General features: G+C 60.5%; 15 protein-coding genes. 5 read left to right on the top strand and 10 right to left on the bottom strand.

Features of this window, described 5'->3' with window-relative positions:
* Positions 1-145 precede the first annotated feature (145 nt).
* Positions 146-1,255, bottom strand: a complete 1,110-nt coding sequence (gene ribBA / locus ABFB52_RS16925; protein ID WP_085711338.1) for a bifunctional 3,4-dihydroxy-2-butanone-4-phosphate synthase/GTP cyclohydrolase II — start codon at positions 1,253-1,255, stop codon at positions 146-148.
* 65 nt (positions 1,256-1,320) lie between these two features.
* Here ribBA and ABFB52_RS16920 point away from each other — a divergent pair, with 65 nt between their 5' ends.
* The gene (locus ABFB52_RS16920; protein WP_085746231.1) at positions 1,321-1,614 is read left to right on the top strand and encodes a DUF1330 domain-containing protein; all 294 of its coding nucleotides are present in this window, start codon (positions 1,321-1,323) and stop codon (positions 1,612-1,614) included.
* 138 nt (positions 1,615-1,752) lie between these two features.
* Positions 1,753-2,235 carry a hypothetical protein gene (locus ABFB52_RS16915; RefSeq protein ID WP_256656693.1) on the top strand — a complete coding sequence of 161 codons (483 nt, stop codon included), beginning with the start codon at positions 1,753-1,755 and terminating at the stop codon, positions 2,233-2,235.
* Between the two features lie 57 nt (positions 2,236-2,292).
* On the opposite strand, the gene ABFB52_RS16910 is transcribed toward ABFB52_RS16915, so the two are convergent.
* From ABFB52_RS16910 to ABFB52_RS16880, 7 genes are read right to left on the bottom strand one after another with little or no spacing between them, the layout of a single operon-like run.
* On the bottom strand, positions 2,293-2,856 hold the full coding sequence (locus ABFB52_RS16910; RefSeq protein WP_102718137.1) for an NUDIX hydrolase: 564 nt from the start codon (positions 2,854-2,856) through the stop codon (positions 2,293-2,295).
* 1 nt (position 2,857) lies between these two features.
* Positions 2,858-3,610, bottom strand: a complete 753-nt coding sequence (locus ABFB52_RS16905; RefSeq protein ID WP_085603063.1) for a GntR family transcriptional regulator — start codon at positions 3,608-3,610, stop codon at positions 2,858-2,860.
* A 58-nt stretch (positions 3,611-3,668) separates the two neighbouring features.
* Positions 3,669-4,058 (bottom strand): carboxymuconolactone decarboxylase family protein, encoded by a 390-nt coding sequence (locus ABFB52_RS16900; protein WP_085746232.1) that lies wholly within the window; start codon positions 4,056-4,058, stop codon positions 3,669-3,671.
* A gap of 12 nt (positions 4,059-4,070) precedes the next feature.
* Positions 4,071-4,556 carry a flavin reductase family protein gene (locus tag ABFB52_RS16895; RefSeq protein WP_007957406.1) on the bottom strand — a complete coding sequence of 162 codons (486 nt, stop codon included), beginning with the start codon at positions 4,554-4,556 and terminating at the stop codon, positions 4,071-4,073.
* 12 nt (positions 4,557-4,568) lie between these two features.
* A complete protein-coding gene (locus ABFB52_RS16890; protein WP_085603065.1) occupies positions 4,569-6,050 on the bottom strand; it encodes an aldehyde dehydrogenase in 1,482 nt (493 codons plus the stop codon).
* The gene (locus tag ABFB52_RS16885) at positions 6,047-6,880 is read right to left on the bottom strand and encodes an alpha/beta fold hydrolase (RefSeq protein ID WP_085746234.1); all 834 of its coding nucleotides are present in this window, start codon (positions 6,878-6,880) and stop codon (positions 6,047-6,049) included. The genes ABFB52_RS16890 and ABFB52_RS16885 overlap by 4 nt, the downstream gene beginning before the upstream one ends.
* Positions 6,881-6,912: 32 nt before the next feature.
* On the bottom strand, positions 6,913-7,503 hold the full coding sequence (locus ABFB52_RS16880) for an amino acid synthesis family protein (protein WP_129974261.1): 591 nt from the start codon (positions 7,501-7,503) through the stop codon (positions 6,913-6,915).
* 222 nt (positions 7,504-7,725) lie between these two features.
* Here ABFB52_RS16880 and ABFB52_RS16875 point away from each other — a divergent pair, with 222 nt between their 5' ends.
* The 3 genes from ABFB52_RS16875 to ABFB52_RS16865 all read left to right on the top strand — a co-directional run bounded on the left by ABFB52_RS16875 (position 7,726) and on the right by ABFB52_RS16865 (position 12,390).
* Complete coding sequence (locus ABFB52_RS16875) at positions 7,726-8,694, top strand: hypothetical protein (RefSeq protein ID WP_129974260.1); 969 nt, start codon at positions 7,726-7,728, stop codon at positions 8,692-8,694.
* Between the two features lie 254 nt (positions 8,695-8,948).
* The gene (locus ABFB52_RS16870) at positions 8,949-9,977 is read left to right on the top strand and encodes a YCF48-related protein (protein WP_346836087.1); all 1,029 of its coding nucleotides are present in this window, start codon (positions 8,949-8,951) and stop codon (positions 9,975-9,977) included.
* Between the two features lie 28 nt (positions 9,978-10,005).
* Positions 10,006-12,390, top strand: a complete 2,385-nt coding sequence (locus tag ABFB52_RS16865; RefSeq protein WP_007957414.1) for an RND family transporter — start codon at positions 10,006-10,008, stop codon at positions 12,388-12,390.
* Positions 12,391-12,654: 264 nt separating this feature from the next.
* Here ABFB52_RS16865 and ABFB52_RS16860 read toward each other — a convergent pair whose 3' ends face one another.
* Entirely contained in the window at positions 12,655-13,374 is a 720-nt protein-coding gene (locus tag ABFB52_RS16860) for a FadR/GntR family transcriptional regulator (protein ID WP_011334609.1), read from the bottom strand.
* A gap of 208 nt (positions 13,375-13,582) precedes the next feature.
* Positions 13,583-15,319, bottom strand: coding sequence for an IlvD/Edd family dehydratase (locus ABFB52_RS16855; protein ID WP_129974217.1), 1,737 nt, complete (start codon positions 15,317-15,319; stop codon positions 13,583-13,585).
* Positions 15,320-15,326 lie beyond the last annotated feature (7 nt).

Raw genomic sequence — 15,326 nt, 5'->3', positions numbered from 1 at the left:
TTTTTGAGCGGGCTTGCGTTGTTGCCCGCCTGTCGGGAGCAGTAGCTGGACGGTTTTTCAGGTCGTCCGGTCTATGGAATATCATATTATGGTATTCCAAGCTTTGTGCAAGCACTTTGCCTTACCGGCTATCTGGCAAACAGGGTCATTCGGTGAATGGAATGCTCTCAACCACCTCAAGATCGTACCCAGTCAACCCGGCATATTTTAGCGGCGGGCCCAAGTGGCGCAGCTTGCCAACGCCCAGGTTCTGCAGAATCTGCGCCCCAGTCCCGACCTCTGAATAGATCCGCGATTGCGAGCGGCTGAACTGCCGAGGCGGCTGAGTCAGTTGCGGAACTCGCTCCAGCAGCGCCTGGGAAGACTCATGATTGGCCAGCACCACGACCACGCCATGCCCCTCGGCCGCGACCCGTTGCAGTGCTGCCCACAACGTCCAGTTCGTCGGCCCGCTGTACTCGGCACCCACCAGATCGCGCAGCGGATCGATCACATGCACGCGCACCAGCGTCGGCTCTTCACGGCGCAGCTCACCCATGACCATCGCCATGTGCACCCCACCCTCGATGCGATCTTCGAAGGTGATGAGACGGAACGTGCCATGCACCGTCGGCAACTCCCGTTCGCCGATGCGCTCTATGGTGTGTTCGGTGCTCAGGCGATAGTGGATCAGGTCGGCGATGGTGCCGATCTTGATCCCGTGCTTGCGCGCGAAGACTTCCAGATCCGGACGACGGGCCATGGTGCCGTCGTCGTTCATCACCTCGACAATCACCGAGGCGGGCGTGAAACCCGCCAACCGCGCCAGATCACAGCCGGCCTCGGTGTGGCCGGCACGGGTCAGTACGCCACCTTCCTTGGCGCGCAGCGGAAAGATATGGCCGGGCTGCACCAGGTCTTCAGCGCGAGCATTCGGCGCCACCGCAGCGGCCACCGTGCAAGCGCGGTCGGCAGCAGAAATGCCGGTAGTCACACCGACCGCCGCTTCGATGGAAACCGTGAACGCCGTGCTGAACACGCTGCCATTGCTCGGCACCATCTGCTCCAGCCCCAGACGCTGGCAATGATCGTCAGTCAACGTCAGGCAGATCAGCCCCCGAGCCTCACGGGCCATGAAACTGATCGCCTCGGGTGTGCAACGATCGGCGGCCAGCAGCAGGTCGCCTTCGTTTTCCCGATCTTCGTCATCGACCAGCAACACCATTTTGCCGAGGCGATAATCTTCGATGATTTCTTCGATGCTGTTGAAGGCCATGCTGGACTCTCGATGTGGATGAATTTCGTGGTATACCATAATACAGAATCAACCAAGAGGTCACTATGAAGGCGTACTGGATTGCACACGTGGACATCAACGATCCCGATCACTACAGCCAATACACCCAGCGCGCGCCGAAAGCGTTCGCCGAGTTCGGCGCGAAGTTTTTAGCCAGAGGCGGGCGCAGCGAAGCAATGGAAGGGCGGGCGACGCCACAGCGCAGCGTGGTGATTGAATTCGACAGTTATGAGCAGGCCGTGGCGTGCTACCGCTCGGCGGCGTATCAGGAAGCGAAGAGCTATCGCGAGGAATGGGCGAGGGCGGAGATTGTCATCGTTGAAGGGATGGCGCCGTAACGTCTTGCTTGTAAACCCGCAGGAACTACAGAATCGAACGTGGCCGCGATCTTTTGATTTTTTTCTGGATCAGGAGATCGTCCGCCGGACGGAATTTAATGCCTGCGGGTTTGCACGGTGTGCTCTAAGGGAATATTGATGCGCATGACAAAAGGAATGTTTGCAGGTAGGCGAGTGGGCCTCTGGCTAGTGGCTGCTCTATTGGTAAATGCAGTCTTTCTGGCTTTTCTGATTTTCGGGAACAGTGCGAAGGGACGCGATCTGGAGATGGTTAAAACCAAAGAACCCCTGCTGATCGAGGGGCAAGGTGGCGATGACAATTACTATGTCCTGCCGATGGGGACAACGCTATATCACGATAAAAGCTTTCCTGAAGGGCACGATCGTTATGTGGTGTATCTGAATCACAAAGGTGCCATTGCCCACGAAGAAGTCCCAATGAAGCCTGAATATGGCGGATCTTTTATCGATCCTCTTTGGCTCTCCAATATTGATGCCGATACCTTGAAGGACATTTTCAAGCGTTTCCCGCTCTCCAAGAAAGACATCTCCGCTGCTCTCAAAGCCAATGAAATCACCAAAGATGATTTGGCGGATATCATTCGTGCGATGCCGGATTGAGTGAGCAACTGCCGAGGACCCGGATCCAGCTCTGCATCTCTGGCAAGTGACGTTTAATCAACGCATGAAATGAATCTTGCCGCTGTCGTCATTGCCCATGTACATGCCATACACCCCGGCCTGGCGTTCCTCGATGTAGCGTTCGAGGATCTGCCGGATCGCCGGGTAGTAGATCTGCTCCCACGGGATGTCTTCCGGGGCGAAGAATTTGCAGGCGAGGGTTTCCGGACCGTACTCGCCAGTGATTTCCAGCGCGAGGGCGCGGAAGATGATGTAGACCTCGCTGATCTTCGGCACGCTGAAGATCGAATACGGCGAAACGATTTCCGCGCGCACGCCGCTTTCTTCCCAGACTTCGCGCAGGGCGGCCTGTTCGGTGGTTTCGCCGCTTTCCATGAAACCGGCGGGCAGGGTCCAGGTGCCGGGGCGCGGGGGAATCGCCCGTTGGCACAAGAGGTATTTGCCGTCCTGCTCGATGATGCAGCCGGCGATGATCTTCGGGTTTACGTAGTGGATGTAGCCGCAACTGCGGCACATCAGGCGCTCGTGCGTATCGCCCGGCGGCACCTGCTGACCGAGGTCGGCGCCACCGCATTTCGGGCAAAAGCTCGGGCTGAACATGTCAGTGACCTATGCGCGGTTCTTTCAGCGCGATGGGCAGGGTGATCGGTGGAGTGGCGCCGGTCTCTTCCTGTTTGCGCTTCAGATAATCGAGGGCCACGGCGGCTGCGGCGCGAACGTGATCGACGCACGCCTGATGCGCCGCCAGCGGATCGCCGCTCTTGATCGCCTCGACCATTTTTTCCATCTCGTGATTGCTGGCGCCGCGACGGTTCTCCTGGGACACCGACGTTGCGCGCAGGTAGCTGATGCGCGCCTGCAACTGCCGCAACTGAGTGGCCGCGACATGGTTGCCCGAGCCTTCCAGCAGCACGTCGTAGAAACCCTGCACCGAGTCGATCACCTGTTGCAGTTCGCCATCCTTGAGCGCCTTGCGGTTCTCGTCGAGGGCTTTTTCCAGGGCCTTGATGTCCTTGGCCTTGGCGCGCAGGGTGAACAGCTGGACGATCAGGCCTTCGAGCACGCAACGCAGTTCATAGATGTCGACGGCATCGGCGAGGGTGATGATCGCCACGCGCGGGCCCTTGGCGTCGGCGAATTCCACCAGACCTTCGGATTCGAGGTGACGCAAGGCTTCACGCACCGACGTACGGCTCACGCCCAGGCGATCGCACAGATCGCGCTCCACCAGGCGATCGCCCGGCAGCAGCTGGAAGTTCATGATGGCGCTTCGCAGTTTATCCAGCACGATTTCGCGCAGGGTGACGGGGTTGCGATTGACCTTGAAGCTGTCGTCGAGTGGCAGGCGTTTCATGGGGTCCGCTCTTTAAGGTGGCTGTCCATGCCAGAGGGGCATCAAAACAGCCGAGGGGTTAACTGGAGGCCTCGGCGTCGGCTTCGGCGAAGGCTTCACGGGCGAGCCGGAAACTGTCCACGGCTGCCGGGACGCCGCAATAAATACCGACCTGAAGCAGAATTTCGCGTATTTGCTCACGACTCAGGCCGTTACGCAAGGCGCCGCGCACATGCAGTTTCAGTTCATGCGGGCGGTTGAGCGCCGAGATCATCGCCAGGTTGATCATGCTGCGCTCCTTGAGCGACAGGCCTTCGCGTCCCCAGACGTGACCCCAGCAGTATTCGGTGACCATTTCCTGCAGCGGGCGGGTGAAGTCGTCGGCGTTCTCGATCGAGCGCTGCACATAGGCTTGGCCCAGCACCTGGGTGCGGATCTTCAGGCCTTGCTCGTACTTTTCGTTGCTCATGTGTTTCTCCGCTCAACCCAGTGTCGGCAAAGCGCCGAGCTTGCCCTTGTGATAAATCATCGGCGTCACCGGTTGCTCCGGCAGGATCAGGTTCTTCACCGCGCCAACGATGATCGCGTGGTCGCCACCGTCGTATTCACGCCACAACTCGCACTCGATGATCGCCGTGGCCTTGGCGAGGATCGGGTTACCGAGCTCGCTCAAATGCCACTCGATGCCGTTGGCCTTGTCCTTGCCTTTGCCGGCGAAGGCGTAGGCCTCGGCGGTCTGGTCGGCGGACAGCAAATGGATCGCGAACTTCTTGCTGTCGCGCAGCACCGGGTAGGTGTCGGAAGCGTAGTTGGGGCAGAACAGCACCAGCGCCGGATCAATCGACAGCGCACTGAAGGCGCTGGCAGTGATGCCGACGATGCCGCCATCCGGGTCGAGGGTGGTGACCACCGTGACCCCGGACGGAAACGAGCTCATGACGTCTTTGTAAATGCCGGGTTCGATCATGTCGCAGGACTCCTAACGCATCACAAACGGATCAGGCATCGGCGCCTGGGAGAGGTTGATCCACACCGTTTTCAGTTCGGTGTAGGCCAGCACCGAATCGATGCCGCTTTCGCGTCCATAGCCACTGTTCTTGAAGCCGCCGATCGGTGCCATGGCCGACACCGCGCGGTAGGTGTTGACCCAGATAATCCCCGAACGCACGTCCCGGGCCAGACGATGGGCGCGGCCCAGGTCGCGGGTCCAGATGCCGGCGGCGAGGCCGAACTGCGAGTCGTTGGCGATCGCCAGCGCTTCGGCTTCATCCTTGAACCGGATCACCGAAGCCACCGGGCCGAACACTTCTTCCTGCATGATCTTCATCGAATTGCGATCGCATTCGAACAGCGTCGGTTCGTAGAACCAGCCGTCACCGACGCCGCTCGGGCGCTTGCCGCCCAGACGCAGACGCGCGCCCTCGGCGATGGCATCGGCCACCAGACCTTCAACCACCGCCAGTTGCTGCGCGGTGGCCATCGGGCCCATTTCGCTGCTGTCGTCCTGTGGGTTGCCGATGCGTATGCGCTGGGCGCGCTCCACTAGTCGGCTGACGAATTCGTCGTAGATTTCATCCTGCACCAGCAGTCGCGAACCGGACACGCAGCTCTGGCCAGACGCCGCGTAGATCCCGGCGATGGCGCCGTTGATCGCGCTGTCGAGATCGGCGTCGGCAAAGATGATGTTCGGCGACTTGCCGCCCAGTTCCAGCGATAGCTTGGCAAAGTTCTCGGCGCTGCTGCGCACCACATGCCGGGCCGTGGCCGCGCCTCCGGTGAAGGCGATCTTGCGGATCAGCGGATGGCGGGTGAGGGCGGCGCCAGTGCTCGGGCCGTAGCCGGTGACGACGTTGACCACGCCCGGCGGAATCCCGGCTTCGAGGGCCAGGCGCGCCAGTTCGAGGATGGTCGCCGAGGCGTGCTCCGACGGCTTGATCACGATGGTGTTGCCCGCCGCCAATGCCGGTGCCAGTTTGATCGCGGTCAGATAAAGCGGGCTGTTCCACGGAATGATCGCGGCGACCACGCCCATGGCTTCGTGCACGGTGTAGGCGAACAGATCGGGTTTATCCAGCGGCAGGGTGCCGCCTTCGAGCTTGTCGGCAAGGCCTGCGGTGTAGTGGAAAAACTCCGGCAGATAACCGACCTGACCCCGGGTTTCGCGGATCAGCTTGCCGTTGTCTCGGCTTTCCAGCTGCGCCAGTTGTTCCTTGTTTTCAGCGATCAGGTCACCGAGACGACGCAGCAATTTGCCGCGCGCGGTGGCGGTCAAACCACGCCATGCCGGGCTGTCGAAGGCGGTCTGCGCGGCTTGCACGGCGCGTTCGACGTCGGCCTCGTCAGCGTCGGGCAGTTCGGCCCAGGGTTCGGCCAGCGCCGGGTTGAGGCTTTCGAAAGTCTTGCCGGAGAGGGCGTCGACCCATTCTCCGCCGATGCACATCTGGAAGCGTGCGAGTGTCATGCAACGATCCCCTTTATATGGTTTTGTCGGGCGTGTGCGGTGTCGAGAAATTCCAGCAGCGTCTGGTTCACCAGCCGTGGCGACTCTACCGGCATCATATGCCGTTGCTCCGGCAGCACGGCAACCTTCGCACCGGGAATGCGCGCGGCCAGCTGCTCGGCCATTTCCGGGGTCGATCCGGGGTCCAGCTCGCCGGTGGCGATCAGCGTCGGCGCCTGGATGCTGCCCAGGTCGTCGGCGCGGTACATGTCCTGGGTGGCGAACAATTCGTAGGTGGTCAGGTAACCCTGCGGATCATTGCCGGCCAGGGTCTGGCGGATCGCGGCGATCTGCGCCGGGTTGGCCGCTTGATATTCACGGCTGAACCAGCGCGACAGTGCCGCTTCGGCATTCGCGTCGGGCCCGTGTTCGGCAGCTTGAGCGGTGCGGGCGATGACGCCGGCGCGTTGCTCTTCGCTGCGGTTGAACACGCTGTTGAGCACCACCAGGCTTTTCAGGCGGTCCGGGTAATGCAGGGCAAACGCCCGCGCCACCAGACCGCCCATGGAAAAGCCGATCACCGATGCCTCGGGCAATTGCAGGTGGTCGAGCAACTCCAGCAACTGATCGGCATAGCCGAGCAGGGCGGTGCCGCTGGCCGGTCGCGGGCTGGCGCCATGGCCGAGCATGTCGTAGGCGATCACCCGGTATTGCGTGGCCAGGCCAACGATCTGGCCGCCCCACATTTCTTTGTTCAGGCCTACGCCGTGGATCAACACCACGGGTTGGCCAACGCCTGTCGCCAGATAACTGGTGCCGGCCGGGGTGAGTTCAGCGGTGAGCCGAATCATGGAGCGCTCCTGCAATGCCTTTTTTATTGTGATTACTGGGCTTTTTCGGCGGCCAGTTCTTCCAGATCGATGTAGCGGTTGCCGATGCGCGGGTGCAGGCGACCACCGTCGGCGCAACCGAGCACCACGACGATTTCGTCGGCGCGGGGGGCGTCTTCGATCTGCATTTCCAGGGTTATGTAGTGCGAGCGCAGGCCTTCGTCGTCCTTGTGCATCATCGGGATCTGAATCGAAGTGCCCGGACCGCCGCGCTTGTTGGTGAAGCTCAGGTAGCTCTTGGCCTTGACCGCTTCGCGATAGTGATTGCCGAAGCGCAGGGTGTGGATCACCGCCGACGCGTGCTCGATTTCGCCGTCGGCGCCGACCACCGCGGCTTTGCCGTAAGCCTCGATCTTCTCGGCACCGCCGATGATGCCCACCAGACGCTCGACCATCATCGCGCCGAGGTCGGAGCAATTGGCGCGAATCTGCGGCTTGAGGTCTACGACAAAGCCGTTGCCGACCCACGGGTTTTTCATCACGACGGCCAGGCCCACCATGGTCACCGGGGTGTCGGAAGCCTTGCCGCCTTCAATGAAGGTCTCTTCGACATAGCTGACGATCTTGCGAATTTCGAAACTCATGAGCTGCTCCGTAGGGGATAAAGAGTGTCTGTGCGTCTGATGGTATACCATAATACCGATCGTGCAAGCCTCCCATTCGAATTTGTACGAGATCAGATGGACGGCATGCGCAAGCGCCACGCCATTCAGGGGCGGCAGTTCAAATGTTTAGAGGCGTTGATCGGATAAGCGGAAGGCTTGGGATAACATTGTCCGATCTGAGAGAAAGGACGCTCGCGATCAATGCTCCCCTACATTGCTACCTATTTGATTTTCGCTTTCGTACTGGAAGTGGCCAGACGCTGCATGGATGGCCCGATGTTTGTCAGAACAGGTTCGAAACACTGGCCCTGGAAGCTCAACTACAGCATTCGATGGTGGGGGGTCGACGAGTATCTGGCGGCGCTGACCCTTGTGTCGCTGGCGCTGCTGCTGTTGCTCGCTTTATGGACCAGGCTGGGCAGCCCTGCGGATCTGAGTGTGGTCTTGCAGGTATGGGTCACCCTGTGCCTGAGTTCATTGGTCCTCTCGATCAGATATTTCAATCTGGTCGCCAAATTCAGGGAAAACTTCTGGTGGCTGGCCCTCACCGCGGCCTTGATAACGTTGGGTATCGGCCAGTTTGCGAGTGCCTGGGCTGACTATTTCATCGTTCACTACACGCGAGTCGAAGCCACCCAGTTTCCCGTCGCACAAAAGACGCTGACGTTGCTGATACTTGCATTCACTTGGCTATACGCCGCGACGATGCTGGGCAGTCTCATTGTCATCGTCACATATATGTTCATGAATGAAGTGAAGCCGACATTCCGCGAGTCGGCGAAGCGCGATCCTCTGTCAGCGCCGTTCTGGAAAAAATACAAATCCGGTCGAAGCCACATTAGGCGCGCGACCATGCGCTGGATTGTCCTCGGCGTGTCTCTTTTCACCGTCAGCAGTTCATGGAGTGTGTGGGTTTTTGTTCTCAAACATGTCGAAGAAGGTGTTCAGGAAGCTCTGGTATTCGCCTCGTTTCATCTTCATCCGCGCGAATGCGCCATCCCCGGGATGCCCCATGGCGCCAGAGCGGCATTGATCAGTGAAAAAAAAGCGGTTGTCGCAATTCCCGGGGCCAAGGGTTATGTCTTCGAGACTATGCCTTGCGACATGCAGTCGATCCGGGTTCTGAAAGATGACGCGGCTCAGAGGTTGAAGCTGGATGATTATTTTTGACGAGGGGCCAGATGCGGGTTCATCAACCCGGCGAATACCCCTCCATTCGCTCGCAACCCCGCTCCTTCGCGGTTAACAAAAGATAACGTTGCGCCGATTGTCAGACGTTTCGAATGCCCGATAGGATGAGCCAGCTTCCGAAGGGGCTCTGGATGGCGGGTTTCAGGACTATGCTTGTGACCAGGCAGTCACCGTGAGCACCCTTGCGGCGCCCTTAAGGTCCATGACCAACAATAATAAACAGGGGAAGGTCTATGAGTCGTTGCCGCCCGCCGGCGTTACGCAACACCGCGTTGCTGGCCACAGCACTCTCTCTGCTGGGCTTTGCCACATTGTCGGCGCCGGTTCTCGCCGCCGAAGCGCCAGCCGACGTGGTCTATTCCACCGAATCGGCCAAGGCCTCGAAAAGCCTGATGCTCGATGTCGTTCACGCCGGAACCCGGCTGGTGGCGGTTGGGGATCGCGGGCACATTCTCTATTCCGACGATCAGGGCAAGACCTGGACCCAGGCCAAAGTGCCGAGCCGCCAGTTGCTGACCGCCGTGTATTTCGTCGATGACAAGCACGGCTGGGCCGTCGGCCACGACGCACAGATCCTCTCCAGCGAAGACGGCGGCCTGACCTGGACCAAACAGTTCGAAGACCTCAAGCGTGAGTCGCCGCTGCTCGACGTCTGGTTCAAGGACGTCAACAGTGGCCTGGCCGTAGGTGCCTACGGCGCGCTGCTGGAAACCACCGATGGTGGCAAAAACTGGGAAGACGTCAGCGACCGCCTCGACAACGAAGACCAGTTCCACCTCAACGCCATCGCTTCCGTAAAAGACGCCGGCCTGTTCATCGTCGGTGAGTCGGGCAGCATGTTCCGCTCCGCCGACTGGGGCCAGACCTGGGAAAAACTCGAAGGCCCGTACGAAGGCTCGCTGTTCGGCGTGATCGGTACGGCGCAGCCGCAAACCCTGCTGGCCTACGGTCTGCGCGGCAACCTTTACCGCTCCACCGATTTCGGCAGCACCTGGGAGCAGGTCGAACTGAAAGCTGCGCGCGGTTCGCTGGAGTTCGGCCTGTCCGGTGCCACACTGCTCGAAGATGGCTCCATCGTCATCGTCGGCAACGGCGGCTCGGTGGTCAGCAGCAGCGACAACGGCGAAACCTTCAGCGTGTTCAACCGTCCGGATCGCATCTCGCTGTCGTCGGTCACCGCCGCCGGCAACGGCAATCTGATCCTGAGCGGGCAGGGTGGCGTGCGGGTCACTACTGCGAACGGCGCCGAGCTGGGCAAATGAGCCGAATCAATAATAAGAAGGCGGGGCTATGACTTCCTTGAGCACTCATCATCAGGACAAGGCGACGTTTCTTGAGCGCCTGATCTTCAACAACCGCCCGGCAGTGATCGTGATCTGCCTGCTGGTCAGCATTTTCCTGTTCTGGCAGGCCACGCTGATCCGCCCGTCCACCAGTTTCGAAAAGATGATCCCGCTCAAGCATCCGTTCATCGAGAAGATGATGGAGCACCGCAACGATCTGGCGAACCTGGGCAACACCGTGCGTATTTCGGTGGAAGCGAAGGATGGCGACATCTTCTCCAAGGAGTACATGGAGACCCTGCGTCAGATCAACGACGAGGTGTTCTACATCTCCGGCGTCGACCGTTCCGGCCTCAAGTCGCTGTGGAGCCCGAGCGTGCGCTGGACCGAAGTGACCGAGGAAGGTTTTGCCGGCGGCGAAGTGATCCCGCAGAGCTACAATGGCTCCCAGGACAGCCTCGATCTGCTGCGCAACAACGTGCTCAAGTCCGGTCAGGTCGGGCGTCTGGTGGCCAACGACTTCAAGTCGAGCATCGTCGACATCCCGTTGCTGGAGTCCTACCCGGACCCACAGGACCAGGGCAAGCTGCTGGCGCTGGACTACCGCCAGTTCTCCCATGAGCTCGAAGACAAGATCCGCAACAAGTTCGAAGCGCAGAACCCCAACGTCAAGATCCACATCGTCGGTTTCGCCAAGAAGGTCGGTGATCTGATCGACGGCCTGGTGATGGTGGTGATGTTCTTCGGCATCGCCTTCGTCATCACCCTGATCCTGCTGCTGTGGTTCACCAACTGCCTGCGCAGCACTGTGGCGGTGTTGAGCACCACGCTGGTGGCGGTGGTCTGGCAACTCGGGTTGATGCACTTCTTCGGGTTCGGCCTCGATCCCTATTCGATGCTGGTGCCGTTCCTGATTTTCGCCATCGGCATTTCCCACGGCGTGCAGAAAATCAACGGTATCGCCCTGCAATCCGGTGAGGCGGACAACGCGTTGACGGCCGCACGGCGGACATTCCGTCAATTGTTCCTGCCGGGGATGATCGCGATTCTGGCAGACGCCGTCGGCTTCATCACGCTGCTGATCATCGACATCGGCGTGATCCGCGAGCTGGCCATCGGCGCTTCCATCGGCGTGGCAGTGATCGTGTTCACCAACCTGATCCTGCTGCCGGTGGCGATTTCCTATGTCGGCATCAGCAAGCGCGCCATCGCCAAGAGCAAGAAGGACGCGCATCGCGAGCATCCGTTCTGGCGTCTGCTGTCGAATTTCGCCAACCCGAAAGTCGCGCCGATTTCCATCGCCCTGGCGCTGGTCGCCTTCGGCGGCGGTCTCTGGTACAGCCAGAACCTGAAAATCGGTGACCTCGACCAGGGCGCGCCGGAACTGCGTCCGGACTCGCGCTACAACAAGGACAACAACTTCATCATCAGCAACTATTCGACCAGTTCCGACGTGCTGGTGGTGATGGTCAAGACCAAGTCCGAAGGCTGCTCGCGCTATGAAGCCATGGCGCCGATCGACGAGCTGATGTGGAAGATGCAGAACACCGAGGGCGTGCAGTCGGCGATCTCGCTGGTGACCGTGTCCAAGCAGATGATCAAGGGCATGAACGAGGGCAACCTGAAATGGGAAACCCTGTCGCGCAACCCGGATGTGCTGAACAACTCAATCGCCCGGGCCGACGGCCTGTACAACAACAGTTGCTCGCTGGCGCCGGTGCTGGTGTTCCTCAACGACCACAAGGCCGAAACCCTGGATCGCGCCGTGCATGCGGTGCAGGACTTCGCCAAGGAAAACAACAAGGAAGGCCTGGAGTTCATCCTCGCGGCTGGTAACGCCGGGATCGAGGCGGCCACCAACGAGGTGATCAAGAAGTCCGAGCTGACCATTCTGATCCTGGTGTACATCTGCGTGGCGGTGATGTGCATGATCACCTTCCGCTCGTGGGCGGCGACCCTGTGCATCGTGCTGCCGCTGGTGCTGACCTCGGTGCTGGGCAACGCGCTGATGGCGTTCATGGGTATCGGCGTGAAGGTAGCGACGCTGCCGGTAGTGGCGTTGGGCGTGGGCATCGGCGTGGACTACGGCATCTACATCTACAGCCGCCTGGAAAGTTTCCTGCGTGCCGGTTTGCCGCTGCAGGAAGCCTATTACCAGACCCTGAAATCCACCGGTAAAGCGGTGCTGTTCACCGGTCTGTGCCTGGCCATCGGCGTGTGCACCTGGATCTTCTCGGCGATCAAGTTCCAGGCCGACATGGGCCTGATGCTGACCTTCATGCTGCTGTGGAACATGTTCGGTGCGCTGTGGCTATTGCCGGCACTGGCGAAGTTCCTGATCAAGCCGGAGAAACTGGCGGGGCAGAAGGGAAATTCTCTGTTTGCTCACTGATCCGGTTGGCTGAAATGAAAAAGCCGCAACCTTGAAGGGTTGCGGCTTTTTTATGGTGTGAGAGCAAAAGCCCCCTCACCCTAGCCCTCTCCCAAAGGGAGAGGGGACTGACCGCAATGTCTCGCGTGATACATCGACCTGAAAAAACCAGTCGATTATGGATTCAAAGCAAATCGTTCACGTCGGTGTAGATCGTCAATATCCCCGGATTGGTTCCCTCTCCCCCTGGGAGAGGGCTAGGGTGAGGGCAGGCGGACTAAAGGCTTACGAAAGATCCGCCCCAAGCACAACACTCAAGGCGCTGCGCGCATCATCCAGCTGCACCAACGTCGCATGCCGAGCCCCCAACGCATCCCGATTCTCGATCGCCGTCAAAATCGCCTTGTGCCGAGGCAACGCCAGCTCATGCAGATTCGGCCGCTGATTCGAATGCTTCAACGCCTCGGCAATCGCCACCGCAAGCATGTTGCACAGATTGGCCAGCAAATCGTTGTGGGTCGCATCGGCGATCCGGCTGTGAAAGTCCAGATCCGGTTGCAGCAAGGCTTCCGGGGTCGGCGCCGCTTCCATGCGCTGGTAAGCCTCGGCAATCGACGCAATGTCGGCATCGGTGGCGTGCTGGGCGGCGAGGGCGGCGGCGGCGGGTTCGATGATGCTGCGCACGCTGGTCAGGACGTTGAAGAACTCGTTCTGCGGGCTGCTTTGCATCAGCCAGTGCAGCACGTCCGGGTCGAGCATGTGCCATTCGCGGCGTGGCTTGACCACGGTGCCGACGCGCGGTTTCGAATACACCAGGCCCTTGGCGACCAGCACTCGGGTGGCTTCGCGCAACACCGGCCGGCTGACCGCGTATTCCTCGCAGAGCAAGGCTTCGGCGGGCAGCTTGTCGCAGGGCAGAAAGCGTCCGGAAACAATCTGCATGCCCAGTTCCTGGACGATGCGCGAGTGCATGCTTTTACGGTCGGAAGGTTTGCGGTAATCCATGGGGAGTGGCGCGATCCTGAGCGATGGAGATGCCGCGCATCATAGCAGGCACGGCGTAATCTGGAGCGAGGCAATGATCGTTCCCACGCTCCGCGTGGGAATGCCTGAAGGGACGCTCTGCGTTCCAGTTCTCGAATGGGACGCAGAGCGTCCCGGGCTGCATTCCCACGCAGAGCGTGGGAATGATCAGGGCAGGGGGACGGCGGTGTTAGTGGGAATGGCGGGGGACTTCAGCCCCTCGGCAACCTACCAGGAAGTCGAAATCGCAACCCTGATCCGCCTGCAGCACATGGTCGATATACAGCTGACGATACCCACCCACCAACAATTGCTGCGGCGGTTGCAGATCCGCCATGCGCGCCGCCAGTTCAGCGTCCGGAATGTCCAGATGCAAACGCCCGCTGGCGCAGTCCAGCTCGATCCAGTCACCTTCCTTCACTGCCGCCAAAGGCCCGCCGGCCGCCGCTTCCGGCGCGACATGCAACACAACGGTGCCGTAGGCTGTGCCGCTCATGCGCGCATCGGAGATACGTACCATGTCGGTCACGCCCTGCGCCAGCAGCTTGGCCGGCAGCCCCATGTTGCCGACTTCGGCCATGCCCGGATAACCCTTCGGCCCGCAGTTCTTCATCACCAGAATCGAGTTGGCATCGACGTCCAGTTCCGGGTCGTTGATGCGCGCCTTGTACATGTCGAAGTTCTCGAACACCACCGCGCGGCCACGGTGCTGCATCAGCTCCGGCGTTGCGGCTGACGGTTTGAGCACCGCGCCCAGTGGCGCGAGGTTGCCGCGCAACACGCAGATGCCGCCGTCGGCGCGGATCGGATTGTCGAGGGTGCGGATCACTTCGTCTTCACCGTAGATCGGCGCGTCCTTGGTGTTCTCGCCGATGGATTTGCCGTTGACGGTCAGCGCGTTCGGATTCGGAATCAGATTGGCTTCGCCGAGGCGGCGCAACACTGCCGGCAATCCCCCGGCGTAGTAGAACTCTTCCATCAGGAAACGCCCGGACGGTTGCAGGTCGACAATGGTCGGCATGCCGCGACCGATGCGGGTCCAGTCGTCCAGATCCAGCTCGACACCAATGCGCCCGGCGATGGCTTTGAGGTGGATCACAGCGTTGGTCGAACCGCCAATGGCCGCGTTGACCCGGATCGCGTTTTCGAAGGCTTCCTTGGTCAGGATCTTCGACAGTTTCAGATCCTCACGAACCATCTCCACCGCACGCATGCCGGACATGTGCGCCAATACATAACGCCGCGCATCCACTGCCGGAATCGCCGCGTTGTGCGGCAGGGAAGTACCGAGTGCTTCGGCCATGCAGGCCATGGTCGACGCAGTGCCCATGGTGTTGCAGGTGCCGGCCGAGCGGGACATGCCGCCCTCGGCCGCGAGGAAATCGTCAATCGTGATGGTGCCGGCCTTGACCTGTTCGCTGAGCTGCCAGACCACGGTGCCGGAGCCGATGTCCTTGCCTTTGTGCTTGCCGTTGAGCATCGGCCCGCCGGTGACGACGATCGCCGGCACGTCGCAACTGGCTGCGCCCATCAGCAGGGCCGGGGTGGTCTTGTCGCAACCGGTCAGCAGCACCACGCCGTCAATCGGGTTGCCGCGAATCGCTTCCTCGACGTCCATGCTCGCCAGGTTGCGGGTGAGCATGGCGGTTGGGCGCAGGTTCGATTCGCCGTTGGAGAACACCGGGAATTCCACCGGGAAGCCGCCAGCCTCGATCACCCCGCGTTTGACGTGCTCTGCGATCTGGCGGAAGTGCGCGTTGCACGGGGTCAGTTCCGACCAGGTGTTGCAGATGCCGATGATCGGCTTGCCATGGAACTGATGGTCGGCGATGCCCTGATTCTTCATCCAGCTGCGGTACATGAAGCCGTTCTTGTCGGCCGTGCCAAACCATTGGGCGGAGCGCAGGGTGAGTTTCTTATCAGACATGATCGAT

Source organism: Pseudomonas sp. 9.2(2024), from assembly GCF_039695385.1.
Classification (GTDB): Bacteria; Pseudomonadota; Gammaproteobacteria; order Pseudomonadales; family Pseudomonadaceae; genus Aquipseudomonas; species Aquipseudomonas paraglycinae.
This window is presented reverse-complemented; position numbering and strand designations above follow the sequence as displayed.

What these genes read in the sequence shown, in the direction of transcription:
- ABFB52_RS16920 (WP_085746231.1), top strand. Translation starts at nt 1,321, where the DNA reads ATGAAGGCGTACTGGATTGCACACGTGGACATCAACGATCCCGATCAC.
- ABFB52_RS16895 (WP_007957406.1), bottom strand. Translation starts at nt 4,556, where the DNA reads ATGATCGAACCCGGCATTTACAAAGACGTCATGAGCTCGTTTCCGTCC.
- ABFB52_RS16890 (WP_085603065.1), bottom strand. Translation starts at nt 6,050, where the DNA reads ATGACACTCGCACGCTTCCAGATGTGCATCGGCGGAGAATGGGTCGAC.
- ABFB52_RS16855 (WP_129974217.1), bottom strand. Translation starts at nt 15,319, where the DNA reads ATGTCTGATAAGAAACTCACCCTGCGCTCCGCCCAATGGTTTGGCACG.
- ABFB52_RS16900 (WP_085746232.1), bottom strand. Translation starts at nt 4,058, where the DNA reads ATGAGCAACGAAAAGTACGAGCAAGGCCTGAAGATCCGCACCCAGGTG.
- ABFB52_RS16915 (WP_256656693.1), top strand. Translation starts at nt 1,753, where the DNA reads ATGCGCATGACAAAAGGAATGTTTGCAGGTAGGCGAGTGGGCCTCTGG.
- ABFB52_RS16865 (WP_007957414.1), top strand. Translation starts at nt 10,006, where the DNA reads ATGACTTCCTTGAGCACTCATCATCAGGACAAGGCGACGTTTCTTGAG.
- ABFB52_RS16905 (WP_085603063.1), bottom strand. Translation starts at nt 3,610, where the DNA reads ATGAAACGCCTGCCACTCGACGACAGCTTCAAGGTCAATCGCAACCCC.
- ABFB52_RS16885 (WP_085746234.1), bottom strand. Translation starts at nt 6,880, where the DNA reads ATGATTCGGCTCACCGCTGAACTCACCCCGGCCGGCACCAGTTATCTG.
- ABFB52_RS16880 (WP_129974261.1), bottom strand. Translation starts at nt 7,503, where the DNA reads ATGAGTTTCGAAATTCGCAAGATCGTCAGCTATGTCGAAGAGACCTTC.
- ABFB52_RS16875 (WP_129974260.1), top strand. Translation starts at nt 7,726, where the DNA reads ATGCTCCCCTACATTGCTACCTATTTGATTTTCGCTTTCGTACTGGAA.
- ribBA (WP_085711338.1), bottom strand. Translation starts at nt 1,255, where the DNA reads ATGGCCTTCAACAGCATCGAAGAAATCATCGAAGATTATCGCCTCGGC.
- ABFB52_RS16860 (WP_011334609.1), bottom strand. Translation starts at nt 13,374, where the DNA reads ATGGATTACCGCAAACCTTCCGACCGTAAAAGCATGCACTCGCGCATC.
- ABFB52_RS16910 (WP_102718137.1), bottom strand. Translation starts at nt 2,856, where the DNA reads ATGTTCAGCCCGAGCTTTTGCCCGAAATGCGGTGGCGCCGACCTCGGT.
- ABFB52_RS16870 (WP_346836087.1), top strand. Translation starts at nt 8,949, where the DNA reads ATGAGTCGTTGCCGCCCGCCGGCGTTACGCAACACCGCGTTGCTGGCC.